This is a genomic window from Mesonia phycicola, assembly GCF_900141885.1.
GTDB lineage: Bacteria > Bacteroidota > Bacteroidia > Flavobacteriales > Flavobacteriaceae > Mesonia > Mesonia phycicola.
The window spans coordinates 106,915-121,779 of the sequence record NZ_FQYY01000005.1; the positions used below are offsets into that span (position 1 = coordinate 106,915).

At 31.1% G+C, this 14,865-nt stretch carries 15 protein-coding genes; 5 read left to right on the top strand and 10 right to left on the bottom strand.

Annotation, left to right across the window (positions count from 1 at the left end; all coding sequences use genetic code 11):
- Positions 1–63 precede the first annotated feature (63 nt).
- The 5 genes from BUC03_RS08430 (at position 64) to mfd (ending at position 5,895) form a co-directional block, all read left to right on the top strand.
- A complete protein-coding gene (locus BUC03_RS08430) occupies positions 64–465 on the top strand; it encodes an acyl-CoA thioesterase (RefSeq protein ID WP_073150346.1) in 402 nt (133 codons plus the stop codon).
- A 113-nt stretch (positions 466–578) separates the two neighbouring features.
- Positions 579–1,520, top strand: coding sequence for a 2-hydroxyacid dehydrogenase (locus tag BUC03_RS08435; protein WP_073150349.1), 942 nt, complete (start codon positions 579–581; stop codon positions 1,518–1,520).
- Between the two features lie 79 nt (positions 1,521–1,599).
- Positions 1,600–2,055, top strand: coding sequence for a DUF1801 domain-containing protein (locus BUC03_RS08440; RefSeq protein WP_073150351.1), 456 nt, complete (start codon positions 1,600–1,602; stop codon positions 2,053–2,055).
- On the top strand, positions 2,055–2,441 hold the full coding sequence (locus tag BUC03_RS08445) for a VOC family protein (protein ID WP_073150354.1): 387 nt from the start codon (positions 2,055–2,057) through the stop codon (positions 2,439–2,441). Before BUC03_RS08440 ends, BUC03_RS08445 begins: the two co-directional genes overlap by 1 nt.
- 76 nt (positions 2,442–2,517) lie before the next feature.
- The gene (gene mfd, locus BUC03_RS08450; protein WP_073150357.1) at positions 2,518–5,895 is read left to right on the top strand and encodes a transcription-repair coupling factor; all 3,378 of its coding nucleotides are present in this window, start codon (positions 2,518–2,520) and stop codon (positions 5,893–5,895) included.
- A gap of 112 nt (positions 5,896–6,007) precedes the next feature.
- Here mfd and BUC03_RS08455 read toward each other — a convergent pair whose 3' ends face one another.
- The 10 genes from BUC03_RS08455 to BUC03_RS08500 form a co-directional block, all read right to left on the bottom strand.
- A complete protein-coding gene (locus BUC03_RS08455) occupies positions 6,008–7,270 on the bottom strand; it encodes a porin family protein (protein WP_073150360.1) in 1,263 nt (420 codons plus the stop codon).
- 65 nt (positions 7,271–7,335) lie between these two features.
- A complete protein-coding gene (locus tag BUC03_RS08460; RefSeq protein ID WP_073150363.1) occupies positions 7,336–7,695 on the bottom strand; it encodes a YraN family protein in 360 nt (119 codons plus the stop codon).
- A gap of 6 nt (positions 7,696–7,701) precedes the next feature.
- On the bottom strand, positions 7,702–8,601 hold the full coding sequence (locus BUC03_RS08465) for a S66 peptidase family protein (protein ID WP_073150366.1): 900 nt from the start codon (positions 8,599–8,601) through the stop codon (positions 7,702–7,704).
- An 11-nt stretch (positions 8,602–8,612) separates the two neighbouring features.
- Positions 8,613–9,326, bottom strand: coding sequence for a 3'-5' exonuclease (locus BUC03_RS08470; protein ID WP_073150368.1), 714 nt, complete (start codon positions 9,324–9,326; stop codon positions 8,613–8,615).
- A gap of 12 nt (positions 9,327–9,338) precedes the next feature.
- A complete protein-coding gene (locus tag BUC03_RS08475) occupies positions 9,339–11,066 on the bottom strand; it encodes a DUF4153 domain-containing protein (RefSeq protein WP_073150371.1) in 1,728 nt (575 codons plus the stop codon).
- Positions 11,066–12,208: a serine hydrolase domain-containing protein gene (locus BUC03_RS08480; RefSeq protein WP_073150373.1), complete on the bottom strand. Its 1,143-nt coding sequence runs from the start codon at positions 12,206–12,208 to the stop codon at positions 11,066–11,068. The genes BUC03_RS08475 and BUC03_RS08480 overlap by 1 nt, the downstream gene beginning before the upstream one ends.
- A gap of 36 nt (positions 12,209–12,244) precedes the next feature.
- On the bottom strand, positions 12,245–12,718 hold the full coding sequence (locus BUC03_RS08485) for a methylated-DNA--[protein]-cysteine S-methyltransferase (RefSeq protein ID WP_073150376.1): 474 nt from the start codon (positions 12,716–12,718) through the stop codon (positions 12,245–12,247).
- A 2-nt stretch (positions 12,719–12,720) separates the two neighbouring features.
- Complete coding sequence (locus tag BUC03_RS08490; RefSeq protein WP_073150379.1) at positions 12,721–13,809, bottom strand: CNNM domain-containing protein; 1,089 nt, start codon at positions 13,807–13,809, stop codon at positions 12,721–12,723.
- A gap of 118 nt (positions 13,810–13,927) precedes the next feature.
- Positions 13,928–14,377: a hypothetical protein gene (locus BUC03_RS08495; RefSeq protein WP_073150382.1), complete on the bottom strand. Its 450-nt coding sequence runs from the start codon at positions 14,375–14,377 to the stop codon at positions 13,928–13,930.
- A gap of 117 nt (positions 14,378–14,494) precedes the next feature.
- Positions 14,495–14,857 (bottom strand): hypothetical protein, encoded by a 363-nt coding sequence (locus BUC03_RS08500; protein WP_143159164.1) that lies wholly within the window; start codon positions 14,855–14,857, stop codon positions 14,495–14,497.
- Between the last annotated feature and the right edge of the window lie 8 nt (positions 14,858–14,865).

Below are 14,865 nucleotides of genomic sequence, written 5' to 3' on the forward strand. Positions count from 1 at the left end.
AAACAAGAGATAGACTTCACCCACACATTTTTAATAACTAAATTTGAAAAAAAAAATTAAAGCATGACCCCTATTCCATTTCAATATGAAATTGAAGTTCAACCAGAACACATAGACGATCTTAACCACGTAAATAACGTAGCATATTTACAATGGGTGCAAGACGTGGGAGAAAAACATTGGAATTTAAAAACCTCAGAAGAATTAAGAGAAAAAGTAGGTTGGGTAGTGTTAAACCATTATATAGAATATAAAAGTCCAGCATTTTTAGGGGATCAATTAATTTTAAAGACCTGGATACAAAAACACGAAGGTGTAAAAAGTGAACGCCGTGTAGAAATTATTAGAAAAAAAGACAATAAAATTTTAGCACAAGCAAAAACACTTTGGTGTCATATAGAAAAAAAGAATTTTCGCCCCACACGTATCACTCCAGAAGTTACTGCACCTTTTTTTAAAGAATAGGTTAGTTCTGATTTCACCTTGAGCGGAGTCGAAAAGGTCTTCCCAATCTCGACTCCGCTCGATTTGACAAATGAAATTTAAAATATGCTAAAACTTCAATAACAATATTAAAAATGAAAGTACTTCATCTAGATATCAACCACCCGTTAATTATAGAACAACTACAAGATTTAGGTTTTGTAAATGAAGAAGACTACACCTCTTCTAAAGAAGAAGTAATAGCTAAAATAGCAAACTATGATGGGATTATTATTAGAAGTAGATTTAAGCTAAATAAAGACTTTCTTTCCGCAGCAAAAAACTTAAAATTTATTGGTAGACTGGGTGCTGGTTTAGAAAATATAGACGTAGAGTTTGCCGTTGCTCAAGGTATTCAATTATTTTCTGCACCAGAAGGTAATAGAAATGCAGTGGGAGAGCACGCTTTGGGTATGTTACTTTCCCTTTTTAATAAACTCAACAAAGCAGATCATGAGGTGAGAAATGGCAAATGGTTGAGAGAAGAAAATCGTGGAGTAGAACTAGAAGGCAAAACCGTAGGGATTATTGGGTATGGTAATATGGGAAAATCATTTGCTAAAAAACTACAAGGTTTTGATGTTGAGGTTTTGTGCTACGATATAAAAGAAAATGTAGGAGATCAATTTGCAAAACAAGTAAGTTTAGCAGAGTTTAAAAACAGAGTAGAGGTTCTTAGTTTACACACGCCGCTTACACCTTTAACTCAAAATATGGTAGACCGTGAGTTTATCAATTCATTCAAAAATAATTTTTGGTTTATTAATACAGGTAGAGGGCAAAGTGTAATTACTACAGATTTGGTAGAAGCTTTAAAATCTGGAAAAATTTTAGGAGCAGGTCTAGACGTGTTAGAATATGAAAAAACATCTTTTGAAAACTTATTTTCTTCTAAAGATGCTATGCCAGAGGCTTTTCAATACTTAATTAAAGCAGAAAATGTGCTACTTTCTCCGCACGTTGCCGGTTGGACAGTAGAAAGTAAACGAAAACTAGCACAAGTAATTGTAGATAAAATTAAAGCTAACTTCCAGTAAACATTAACGCTTTAACCAATAGAGTTTTGCTAAATTTGTGAAGGTTGGCTTAGTCAATTTTTTTAAAAACTATACAATTATGCAAATTCAAGCAGACTCAGTAGCAGATTATCTAGCAAATGTACCCACAGAAAAAAGTGGAGCTTTTGCTAAGTTAAGAAAATCTATAGTAGAGAATTTACCTTCAGGTTTTAAAGAGTGTTTAAGTTACGGTATGGTAGGTTATGTAATACCCAAAAGTATCTACCCTGCGGGTTACCATTGTGATCCATCTTTGCCGTTACCCTTTATGAGTATTGCTTGCCAGAAAAATTTTATTGCACTTTACCACAGTGGTATTTATGCAAACCCAGAGTTGTTACAATGGTTTCAAGAAGAATATCCTAAACACGTAAAAACGAAGTTAGATATGGGTAAAAGCTGTATTAGATTCAAAAATGTAAAAACTATTCCGTTTGAGCTAATTGCAGAGCTCACTAAAAAAATGACTCCAGAAGATTTTATAGATATTTACGAATCTAATTTGAAAAAATAATGAAAAAAAGAGTAACAGGTTTAGGTGGTTTTTTCTTCAAGTCAGAAAATCCAGATGCAGCAAAACAATGGTATAACAAACACTTAGGTTTAGATACAGACCAATACGGTTGTACTTTTTGGTGGAAAGATAAAGAAGGGAAAGATGCCTCTACGCAATGGAGCCCGATGGATGAAAAGACCAATTATTTTGAGCCCTCTCAAAAACAGTTTATGATGAATTTTCGAGTAGAAAATTTAGACGAATTGCTAATTGCTTTAAAAGAAGAGGGAGTAACTATTGTAGGAGAACCAGAAGAACATAGCTACGGTAAATTTGGTTGGATTTTAGATCCTGAAGGAAATAAAATAGAACTGTGGGAGCCTAAAGATGAAGCTTTTCTGTAATGCACAAATGTTTTCATAAAGTTAAAAATACAAAACACTATTGTAGGTACTAATTACAGCGATTATATTTGCCTTAATGAGTACATCTACAATTGTTCAGAGCTTTGCACAATCCCCGCAGCAGCAGGAATTGAGAGAAACTATTGCCGTTTCTCCAGAAAATAATACTAAAATACACGTAAAAGGCCTTGTTGGTTCTTCCCTTTCATTTGTGGTAGCCAATGCTTTTAAAGATGCAGATCGCCCTTTTTTATTAATTTTAAACGATAAAGAAGAAGCTGCTTATTACCTTAATGATTTGGAGCAGCTCATTGGTGAAAAAGATGTGTTGTTTTATCCGGGTAGTTATCGTAGACCTTATCAAATAGAAGAAACAGACAACGCCAATGTTTTGTTACGCGCAGAGGTTTTAAACCGAATAAATTCTCGTAAAAAGCCCGCTGTAATAGTAACTTACCCTGATGCTTTATTTGAAAAAGTAGTTACAAGAAAAGAATTAGATAGAAGTACCCTAAAAATAAAATTAGGAGATAACCTTTCTATAGATTTTGTAAACGAAGTATTGTTTGAATATAAATTTAAACGAGTAGATTTTGTTACAGAACCAGGAGAGTTTTCTGTACGTGGTGGGATTATAGATGTTTTTTCTTTTAGTAACGATGAGCCTTACCGTATAGAGTTTTTTGGTGATGAGGTAGATAGCATTAGAAGCTTTGATGTAGAAACACAATTATCTACAGATAAGGTGAATAAGGTTTCTATCATGCCTAATGTAGAAAATAAAAAGCTAGATGAGGTAAGAGAGAGTTTTCTAAAATATGTAGCCAATAACACGTTACTGTTTATTAAAAACCTAGACCTTTTTACTGCCCAACTAGATAAATTATTTAGCAAAGCAGAAGAAGCTTTTTCAAAACTTTCCGCAGAAATAAAACACAGTGAGCCAAAAGAACTTTTTTGTACTTCAGAGCTTATAAAAAAACAGATATTAACTTACTCGGTAATAGAGTTAAGTAATCAAGCATATCTTAGCCCAGAGAAAGAAATAGTCTATTTTGTTTCTCCACAGCCTTCCTTTAACAAGCAGTTTGATTTGTTAATAGAAAACTTAATTTCTAATCAAGAAAAAGGCTATACCAATTATATTTTTTGTGTAAGTGAGCAGCAGGCAAAACGTTTTCATGATATTTTTAATGATCAAGATCAAGAAGTAAAATATAAAACCGTGGTATTATCCATGTTTCAAGGTTTTATAGATGAGCAAGCTAAAAATGTTTGCTACACAGATCATCAAATATTTGAGCGTTACCATAAATTCAGTTTAAAAAATGGATATGCCAAAAAGCAAGCTATTACCATTAAAGAGCTTACTAATCTAGAAGTAGGAGATTATGTTACTCATATTGATCACGGTATTGGTAAGTTTGGAGGTTTACAAAAAATAGATGTAGAAGGAAAAAAACAAGAAGCCATTAAATTAATTTATGGCGAAAGAGATATTTTATACCTCAGCATTCACTCTTTACACAAAATATCTAAATACAACGGTAAAGATGGTAAAGAGCCAAAAATATACAAGTTAGGAAGCAACGCTTGGAAAACTTTAAAAAAGAAAACCAAAGCGCGCGTTAAGCACATTGCCTATAATTTAATTGAATTATACGCCAAAAGGAAACTACAAAAAGGTTTTGCTTATGGGCCAGATTCTTATTTACAACATGAGTTAGAGGCTTCTTTTATCTATGAAGATACACCAGACCAAAGTACAGCGACAGAGGCGGTAAAAAAAGATATGGAAAACGAACGACCAATGGATCGTTTAGTGTGTGGTGATGTAGGTTTTGGTAAAACAGAAGTCGCAATTAGAGCTGCATTTAAGGCGGTAGATAATGGCAAACAGGTAGCTGTTTTAGTACCAACCACTATTTTGGCTTTTCAGCATCACCAAACTTTTTCTGAACGTTTAAAAGATTTGCCAGTAACGGTAGATTATTTAAATAGGTTTAGAACCGCTAAAGAGCGTAGAGAAACTTTAGCAGATTTAGAAAATGGAAGAGTAGATATTATTATTGGTACGCACCAATTGGCTAGTAAAACCGTAAAATTTAAAGATTTAGGACTGTTAATTGTAGATGAAGAACAGAAATTTGGAGTAGCGGTAAAAGATAAGCTAAAAACGATTAAAGAAAACGTAGATACGCTAACCCTAACCGCGACACCAATACCGCGTACGCTTCAGTTTAGTTTAATGGCGGCAAGAGATTTATCTACCATCACCACTCCGCCACCAAACCGTTACCCAATTGAGTCTAATGTAATTCGTTTTTCAGAAGAAAATATTAGAGATGCTGTTTTGTATGAAATACAGCGTGGAGGGCAAGTATTTTTTATTCATAATAGAATAGAAAATATCAAAGAAGTAGCAGGAATGATTCAGCGACTAGTGCCAGATGCCAAAGTAGGTATAGGTCACGGGCAAATGGAAGGTAAAAAGTTAGAGAAACTAATGCTAAGTTTTATTGATGGTGAATTTGATGTGCTAGTTTCTACAACGATAATCGAAAGTGGTTTAGATGTTACCAATGCCAATACCATTTTTATTAATAACGCTAATAATTTTGGACTGTCTGATTTGCACCAAATGCGTGGACGTGTAGGAAGAAGTAACAAAAAAGCATTCTGTTATTTTATTACTCCGCCTTATTCTGCTATGACAGATGAAGCCCGTAAACGAATGACAGCTTTAGAGCAATTTTCAGATTTAGGAAGTGGTTTTAATATTGCTATGAAAGATTTAGAAATTCGTGGAGCAGGAGATTTATTAGGAGGTGAGCAAAGCGGATTTATAAATGAAATTGGTTTTGATACCTACCAGAAAATTTTAGCCGAAGCTATTGAAGAGCTAAAAGAAAATGAGTTTAAAGACCTTTATGCAGAAGAAAATAATATAGAAGATAGAGATTTTGTAAAAGATACGCAGATTGATACAGATTTTGAGATACTTTTCCCAGATGATTACATCAATAACATAACAGAGCGTTTAAACTTATACACAAAGCTTAATGAGCTTAAAAATGAAGAGGAATTAGGGGTATTTGAAAAAGAATTAATAGATCGTTTTGGAGAGTTGCCAATACCAGCGGTAGATCTTTTAAATAGCGTTAGAATAAAGTGGATCGCTTCAAAAATAGGTTTAGAGCGTATTATCTTAAAACAGAATAAATTTGTTGGTTACTTTATATCAGATCAGCAATCAAGTTTTTACCAAACTGCAAACTTCACAAAAGTTTTACAATATGTACAGTCACATCCTGGAGCTTGTAAAATGAAAGAGAAGAAAACAAGAAACGGTTTAAGACTGTTGTTAACGTTTGAGAAAATTAATTCTATAGAAAAAGCACTTCACGCTTTAGCTCCGTTAGATTTTAGAAAGAAAAAAGAAGAGGCTAGGTAATGGTAAAAAAAAATGAATTTAGATAAAGTTTATAATTAGTGTAATTAATATGTTCCATTTAAAATCTTTTCAATTTTTATTAAGAAGATTTTAAATGGAACATATTATATAATTAAAACAGGGTATAGCCTAAAATAAAACTCGTGGTAGCTTGTTTTAAACTAGTACCACTAATTTCATTATTTAGGAAATCAATTTTGCTATTAAGTCTTACTTCTGCTCTAAAATTTTTATAATTAACTCCTCCACCAATACCAAAGCTACTATCGTTAGAAAGATTATATCTATAAAGTTCTTCATTGTTATCATCATTATAAGCAGTTAATAAAGAGTTTCCTAAGTTGGCATTAAAAGAAAATAAGCCATTAACGAATACAGAAAAGTCATTAGAGATAAAAAAACGACGTCTAACTCCAAGTGAATTTTGAAGATATTTATTGTTAACTTCAAATCTTCTATAATCTCCAGAATATTCATGGCTAAAATCTTCATAAAGAGTTTCATTATCTAAGTTTTGATAAAGACTTTCTACAAATACAGACCATTTGCCTCCATTATACGGAAAAATAATTTCAAATTCGAGACCAAAAGAATAACTATTTGTTGAATTAAAGGAAATGGTTTCTACAGCTCTATATACATCTTGATGGTCTATATTGTGACTACTTGCTCCTACTTTAAAAGTAAAATTGAAAACATTTTTAAGATTTCCCTCTTCATCTTTGTTTGTTTCATAGGTATTGTAATTTTCGTATTTACACTCATGGTAATCTTCAAAAATAGTTATTAAATCTTCTTTATTATAATCTAATTTTGTAAAATCAGATTCAGATAAACCATCACATTTAAGAACGTTAGCTAAATCATTTTTATAACGGTTATTTTCTTTAACCCCATTTGATTGAGAAGCAGACGATATGAATTTCTTGTAAATAAGTGGGATGAAATTAGAACTTTTATTTTCTTGATAATAAAAATAAACTAAATTATCATTTTGGTATTGATATAAACTTATTTGACCTTCTATTAAAGTATTTAAAAAAAGAACTTTATTTTGTAATATAGCTCTTCTTTCAACACTTAAATTATTAATCTCATTAGAATTTAAATCAATATCAACACTTGCTTTTATATATTTAAAAGTTTTTTCATTATCTCCAAAACCCTGAATAGTATTTAAGTTACCTGTAATAACGTTTCCATTTTCAGAAAATTTGTATTTGATAGTTTCTGGAGAGTATTGCCAATTTTTGTTTTCAATTAGACAACTAATTTTTTTATTATTAATTATAACATAACCTGGCTCAAATTTAATTTGAGCAATTGTGGTTATAAAACTTAATAAAAGTAAGCTAGTAGAAAATAATTTTTTCATCAAATAAATGGGTTAGTTTAATACGGTTGTAAATATAAAAAATCAAATGATAATCAAAACTATTATTAAAAATATAGAAATGCATCCTCTAAATGTTCTATACGAGTGCCGAGTTTATTTTTGATAATCGCCACAATATCAAAACGTAGTTCTACATCCAGATCATTTTTTGTAATATAAAAGTCCATTGCTTTTACTAGTTGCTGAATTTGTTTTGGTTTTACAAACTCTTGCGGATTGCCAAACTCTGGCGTACTTCTAGTTTTTACCTCTATAGCGCAAACTACCCCAAGATGCTGTGCAATAATGTCTACTTCTGCTTTTTGAAATCTGTAATTGCGTTCTAAAATGGTATAACCTTTCTGTTGCAAAAAATCAACGGCTAGTTGTTCTCCTTTTTTACCAAGTTCGTTATGTTGAGCCATAGTCTATTATTTTAGATACGCTAAGGTAGAGGTGCTTTCTGTTACTTCAAGATTAACTTTTTTACCGAGTATAATGGCTTGGTTATTTTCTATATGTCCTGCCGGAAAATTAAATGCTACTGGGTAATTATATGCTTCTACAGTTTCATAAATAATCTCTTCTGCTGTTTTGCCAAACGGTATCGTATTATCATTCATATCACTCATCCCACCAATTACTAAACCGGCAAGATTTTCTAACATACCGTTGCGTTTTAGGTTTTGCATCATTCGATCTATATGGTACAAGTATTCATCTAAATCTTCGATAAATAAAATTTTCCCGTCTGTATTTATAGCAGAATTACTTCCGCAGAGAGAAAAAAGTACCGATAAATTACCACCAACAATTTCGCCTTTTGCAGCACCTGTTTTATTGTAGTTTGAAAATGGAAATTTATATTGAATAGTTTCTCCAAAGAGAGCTTTTCGTAATGTCTCACGACTTACTTCTGTTTTAGTTTCTACGCCTATGCACATTTGAGCGTGAAGTGTAACAATATTAAGATTATGTATGTGAGAGTGTAAAGCGGTAACATCACTATAGCCAATAATCCATTTCGGATTTTCTTTAAATTTTGTAAAATCGAGTAAATCTAAAATTCTAACGGTACCATAACCGCCTTTTGCACACCAAATAGCTTTAATTTCTGGATCGTCTAATTGTTGCTGAAGGTCTTTAGCACGTTCTGCATCTGTTCCTGCAAATTGATGATCTTCTAGACCAATGCTAGTGCCAATTATAGGTTCTAAATCCCAATTTTTTATATGTTGAAGTGCTTCTTGTAAATCTTTTAAGGTAGCTTTTCTTGCGGTTGCTACAATAGCAATTTTATCTTTCGGTTTTAAAAAGGAAGGGGTTTTCATAGATATAAATGCTAAACGGAAACTATTTCAGGTTTTTGTAAAAGTTCTTCTTGTCTAAATTTTAAAATAATTTGTGCAATTGCCACTACATCTCTTTCACAATAAGAGACAATTCTTTTAATACTTTTTTCTACGTAAAAAGCATCTCGTACTTGAGAGCCATCTATATCTTCTTTAGGCGAAGGGATTCCTAAAATATGAGTAAGTAATTTTAAAGAAGTAAAGTTTTTATAATCGCCAAACTTCCACATTTCTAAAGTGTCTAGATGAGGTACTTCCCAAGGTTTTTTACCAAAAAGATTTAATTTTTCTGGCAATGCAATACCGTGAATTAACATTCTTCTAGCTATGTAAGGAAAATCAAACTCTTTACCATTATGTGCACATAAAAGGTGAGCAGGTTTGTTAAAATAAGTACCCAGCAGGTTTTTAAATTCAATTAGTAGTTTTTGTTCTTCTCCCTGAAAAGTAGTTGTTCTAAAAGTTCTTTGCTGATTTTTAAAAGTAAAATAACCTACAGAAATACATACTATTTTGCCAAATTCTGCCCAAATGCCTGCACGATTGTAAAATTCTGCAGGAGTAAAATCTTCTTTTCGTTGGTATTTAGATTTGTCTTCCCAGAGTTGTTGCTTTTCTTTACTTAATTCTTCAAATTTTTCATATTCTGGAACGGTTTCTATATCTAGAAAAAGTATGTTTTCAAGTTTTAGTTTTTTAAGCATAGTTCCAGCATTTTAAAATTTTTTGTAACTGATGAAAACGTAGGCTTTTAAATTATAAATTTCTAACGCTTTATTATTTTTTCTACTACCGTTTATAGATTTAATAATGAATTTAAATTTACCAATATCGTTAGTAATTTCATATTCAAAACTTTCTTTAGAAGCTTCATTTAAGTTAGAGTGTACTTTTAATTTAGCTTTAATGTCTTCAATAATATTATATCTAAACAATTCACTATCAGAATAATTTAAAATAATAAAATCTTCTTTAATGTCTAAAAAATATTTTTCATCACGAGTGTTTGAAGTATTAACTATTACTAATTTATCATAGCCTTGTACATTAAGCTCCTCGTTATAGGTAAAATCGTTATAATAGAAACTAAGATAATCATTCGTATTGGGTAATTTATATGCTTTGTTACCATAAATTGAATCTAACAATTTACTGCCAGCTGAATAAGTATTTTCTATGTAGGATGTAGAAAAACCAAGATTATTTTCTAAAAGATACAGTTTATCTTTTTCTTTTAAAAACCTAGTAGAACTTTTAAATTGATTTACTTCTTCTTCAGATAAAATATGCTCTCCCTTATCTGTTTTCAAAATTAATTCTGAAAGTCTATTTACTTGAGATTTAATAGATACTTGATGAGCACTCCAAGGTCCATAAATACTTATTAAACAAAGTAGAAACAAGCTTATTGGTAAAATAGACAACACTTTCTTTTTACTCAAAAGCACATATAAAGTTATACCAATTATCCAAGCTGTAAGTACAGATAAAAAATATCTATTTTCTGTAAAACCATAATCATTTACTCTTGTATATATGGCTATGAAGAGTAATATAAATAATGGGAAAAGTAAAAAATAAAAGACAGGGTAAAACTTACGGATGATAAGATTAGGGTGTTTTTCTCTTATAGGTTCTATAATTAAATGAATTATAAAACCAACTATAGAAAGTATGGTGATTAGATAAGACACCCAACCTTGCGGTAACTCCCAAGTTATTATAATTTTTATAGAATACGCGTAAACTATTACTAAATACAAAAGCAAAATAGGAATTAAAATGTATTTAAGAAGTACATCTAAAGCTTTTGAGTAGTGTATCTCTTGCGTATGGTGAATTTGCTTTGGAAAATCTGATAGGTAAATAAAGGTGTTTACAATACCTAGACATATAATAAATAGATCTCCATAAATTTTAGAAGAGAAATTAATTGAAAATAAGTTTTCTATAGCTAAAAGAGCAAGAGATAAGCCTGCATACATAATTATAGAAAATAGAGCACTTCTACCAATTGCGGTAATAATAAGTTTTAGATAATTCCAATAATCTATTTTATTCCAACGGGTAGCAAAAGGCGCAAAAAAAACAAAAATATGTCCAGCGAGTAATAATATGAAAGACCTTGTATAGGAAATGCTATTGGCATCATCATTATTAGGTAAAGTGATATAAAATATAAATAAGCCAATTAAAATAAGACTTTTAATAAGCCAACCGATTATTTTATTCTGTAGATTTTCTTTTAAAAATCGAGCTCCTATTAGCCAACTTACGCCTATACTTAGCACGGTTAATTCAGAAAAATAGTTATCAAACCAATTGTACCCATCGTTTATAATATAAATTGTAAAAAAGCTTCCTAAAATTACCCATAGTAAAGTAATAGGGAACCTCATGAAAGCAACTTTCATTTTAGAGGGTAATTCTTTAAAATAACTCATTAATCTTGGTTTAGCATATGGTAACTCTCCCTAATATAAGTAAAAAAATCTTCATTGTAATTTTCTCCTTTTACTCTTTCTCCTCTTTGGTGGCCTAATCTTACAATAATTAAATTGTCTTCTGGTATGCTAATTACATATTGCCCTAAAATACCGCGCATTGTAAAAATTTCTTTATCCATAAAATTGCTTAGCCAAAAGCCATAACCGTAAAAAGGAGTTTCTTTAAACTTAGGCTTTGTAGAAGTTGCTACAAAACTAGAATCTACTAACTGTTGTCCGTTCCATTTACCATATTGGCTATAGAGCTTACCAAATTTTGCAAAATCTCTTGCATTACTAGCAATACAGCAATAAGCTTTTTCCATACCACTTTGTTCACTATCTAATTGCCAAAGTGCTTCTTGGTGCATTCCCATTGGTTGCCAAAAACTTTCTGATAAATATTGAGATAGATTTTTTTTGGTAGCTTTTTCTATTACTAGGCCTAACAACTCTGTATTACCACTTAAATATTTAAAAGATTTTCCTGGTTGTTCAGTTACTTTTAAGTTTAATATTAACGATCTAATATCTTCATCTAAATAAGCTTGAGCAGTCATTCCAAAAGGATTGTAATAATCTTCTTTCCAATTAAGGCCGCTAGACATAGAAGATAATTCGCCAATGGTTAGCTTTTTATCAAACTGCGGAAAAAAATTAGAAACAGGTTGGTTTAACCCTTTAATATACCCATCATTTATGGCTTTTCCTAAGAGAGCAGAGGTAATACTTTTTGCCATAGAAAAAGAATTAGTTTTAGAATCTGCAGAATACCCGTCTGCATAATTTTCATACCAAATACTATCATTTTTAATTATAAGAAAGGCAACTGTCCCTAAGTCTTTATTGGTTTGTTGAAGAGCTTTGGTAGCAGAAACCGAGTTATAATTTTTGTGTAGAGCCCAGGGTTGTGCAGTACCTGCTTTTATTGTTCTATTATCAAAATTAGGGTAATCATCTATATACGCAGTTTTGTGGCCTTGTAAATAGGTAAAACTAATCCCTTTTAAAATATAGCCTTTATCAAAAATAAATAACAGCGCTATGGCTAGTACAAGAATAGCTACTATAGCTAGTACGAGTTTTTTAATAATTTTCATATAAATGTTTTTTATACAGAATTAAATTGGGCAGCGTTAAAACAATTTTTGTTGTGGCGACGGACTTTCGTGTTCTAACAGCCACTTTTTTCTCCATAAACCACTAGCAAAACCTGTAAGAGAACCATCACTGCCAATTACTCGGTGGCAAGGTACCACAATAGATAGCGGATTTTTACCATTGGCACTTGCAATTGCTCTAATTGCTTTGGTGTTACCAATTTTTTTAGATTGCTCTAAGTAAGAAGTAGTTTTACCAAACGGAATTTCTAAAAGTGATTTCCATACTTTTTTCTGAAATTCTGTTCCTTTTAAATGAATAGGGAAGGTGAATTTTTTTCTGCTACCATCAAAATATTCTTGTAATTGTTTTACAGCTTCTGCCAATACATTTGGAATTTTAGTGCTAATTTCTTCAGAAATATTTTTTGTAGAAATACTGCTAACTCCCAAATGGTCGCCTTCAATTAAAGTATTACCTAGCGGTGTTTTTATAATTACTCTCTCCATTTTTAATTATTGCCTTCTTCGTCTTCATTTTGTGGGTGAGAGATAATACCCAAACGTTTGGCGCGACGCTCCCAGTTTTTTCTAGCTAAGTGTTGCATATCTTGAATGCTATCACTTTCATCCATAATTTCTAGGCCTAATAAAGTTTCAATAATATCTTCCATAGTAATTAAACCAACCGTGTTACCAAACTCATCTGTTACCATAGCTAAGTGCGCTCTTTTTTCAATAAAAAAATCAAATAGATGAGGTATGGGAGTGTGAGACTGGGTAATTAAAACTTCTCTTTTTAAACTTGCTAAAGGCTCATTTCCTTTTTTATTAATAATTTCTTCAAGAATATTATCTTTTAAAACAAAACCGGTAATGTTACTAGACTTGTCTTTATAAATAGGAATACGTGAAAATTTTAAATTTTTATGTGTTTCATGAAACGTTTGTATGCTGGTAGACTCATCTTCTGTTACCGCAACAGAAAAAGGCGTCATGACATCTTTTGCTAGAATGGATTTAAACACCAATAAGTTTTTAATAAACGTAGATTCACTTTCTTTAAAAACCCCTTCTTTTTGGGCAGCATCTGTAAGTGCCATAAATTCTTCTTTACTCATTTGGTTGGCGTGAGCAGATTTACCTATAAGGCGAGTAAATAACATTAAAATCCATAAAACTCCTGTATATTTTAAAGGAAATAATATTAATGTCAATGCCTTTGCTGTAAAGTTTCCTAGAGATTTCCAGTAATTTGCTCCAATTGTTTTAGGAATAATTTCTGATACTATTAAAATTAAAGCTGTCATTATTGCAGAGACGATACCTACAGAATTATTTCCGCTACCAAACGTTTTTTCTGCTTGTACACCTACCAAAATTGCGCCTACCGTATGCGCAATTGTATTTAGCGTTAAAATAGCAATGAGCGGTTGGTCTACATTTTTTTTAAAGGCAGCTAGTTGTTTGGCAAAAGATTTACCTTCTTTAATTTTTATTCTTATGTATGTAGGGGTAACACTAAGAAGAGCGGCTTCTAAAATAGAGCATAAAAAAGAAATGAAAATAGAAAGTATGGCGTAAACTAGTAAAAGAGTCATTTAGCAATGTGATTAATTCTACAATTTAAAAATTAATCAAAAGCCAACGTCTTAAAAAGTAATTAAATTTTGAAAAGAAAGGACTCCTCGTGTGGGGTACTCGAGGAGTCTCTCTTCGTTAAGCTTTCTCTATATAGCCTAACCATTTTTTTGCAGTGTTTAAATAGATTGCAGCATCTGCAGAAATATCTTCGTCTTCTTTATAAAAGTCTATTTGTTTGACTCCAAAAGCGCCAGAAAGTTTAATTTTAATTTCTTTTATATCTGCAACATTAGTTGCAGGAGAGACTAATTGTGCGTGACTCATTTGAGAAATATCTATAACTTCTAGATTTTCTGGTTCGTTAATATTACCTATTACGAGTTTTTTTTCATTTTCATCTAAACCCAAAAACGACCAATAATTTACTTCTAATAAATTGAAGTTTAAATTGTTATCTTGACCAAATTTTTTAAGTTTTTGTTGGTATTTTTTCTGATAATTGAATTGTTTTAGGCTCACCATAACTAAGGGAACCATAAAAAGTAATAAGAAAAATATTCCTATTAATATTGAAGATGTATCCATGATATATAAGTTATAGCATAAAATATAGTAAAGGCTTATTTATGCTTTTTTAATAAAAAATAATTTAAAACCATCAGTAACCGGTTGGGTACTGATACACTGAGATGGATATATTCTTCAGAAAAAGAAATGAAAAGGATAGATAAATTGAAGTATACGCTTTCTTCTATCTTCTGTATGAGTTGACTTTTTAGAAAACTTAAATAGAGAAATATTTGCTACTTCGTAAGTATAAAAAAGAGGATAACCTAAAAGGTCATCATGCTCATAATCAGGTAGATTTTGTGAGCTAAAATTAAAGTGACTTACATCTTCAACAAAAAGATTTTGCTGAAAATGAGCACTAGATAATTTGTAGTTGCTTTTAGAAGTGTCAATTAAATTATCTGTACCTACACGGTTTTGTATGGTAGCCAAACTTGGTAACCATACAAAACAACTTAATAGGAGTAATAACTTATATTTAATTATTTGTTTCAACTTCTTTT

Coding starts and splice junctions, on each gene's coding strand:
- BUC03_RS08480 (WP_073150373.1), bottom strand. CDS start 12,208: ATGAAAATTATTAAAAAACTCGTACTAGCTATAGTAGCTATTCTTGTA.
- BUC03_RS08445 (WP_073150354.1), top strand. CDS start 2,055: ATGAAAAAAAGAGTAACAGGTTTAGGTGGTTTTTTCTTCAAGTCAGAA.
- BUC03_RS08470 (WP_073150368.1), bottom strand. CDS start 9,326: ATGCTTAAAAAACTAAAACTTGAAAACATACTTTTTCTAGATATAGAA.
- BUC03_RS08430 (WP_073150346.1), top strand. CDS start 64: ATGACCCCTATTCCATTTCAATATGAAATTGAAGTTCAACCAGAACAC.
- mfd (WP_073150357.1), top strand. CDS start 2,518: ATGAGTACATCTACAATTGTTCAGAGCTTTGCACAATCCCCGCAGCAG.
- BUC03_RS08465 (WP_073150366.1), bottom strand. CDS start 8,601: ATGAAAACCCCTTCCTTTTTAAAACCGAAAGATAAAATTGCTATTGTA.
- BUC03_RS08440 (WP_073150351.1), top strand. CDS start 1,600: ATGCAAATTCAAGCAGACTCAGTAGCAGATTATCTAGCAAATGTACCC.
- BUC03_RS08455 (WP_073150360.1), bottom strand. CDS start 7,270: ATGAAAAAATTATTTTCTACTAGCTTACTTTTATTAAGTTTTATAACC.
- BUC03_RS08460 (WP_073150363.1), bottom strand. CDS start 7,695: ATGGCTCAACATAACGAACTTGGTAAAAAAGGAGAACAACTAGCCGTT.
- BUC03_RS08495 (WP_073150382.1), bottom strand. CDS start 14,377: ATGGATACATCTTCAATATTAATAGGAATATTTTTCTTATTACTTTTT.
- BUC03_RS08490 (WP_073150379.1), bottom strand. CDS start 13,809: ATGACTCTTTTACTAGTTTACGCCATACTTTCTATTTTCATTTCTTTT.
- BUC03_RS08475 (WP_073150371.1), bottom strand. CDS start 11,066: ATGAGTTATTTTAAAGAATTACCCTCTAAAATGAAAGTTGCTTTCATG.
- BUC03_RS08435 (WP_073150349.1), top strand. CDS start 579: ATGAAAGTACTTCATCTAGATATCAACCACCCGTTAATTATAGAACAA.
- BUC03_RS08485 (WP_073150376.1), bottom strand. CDS start 12,718: ATGGAGAGAGTAATTATAAAAACACCGCTAGGTAATACTTTAATTGAA.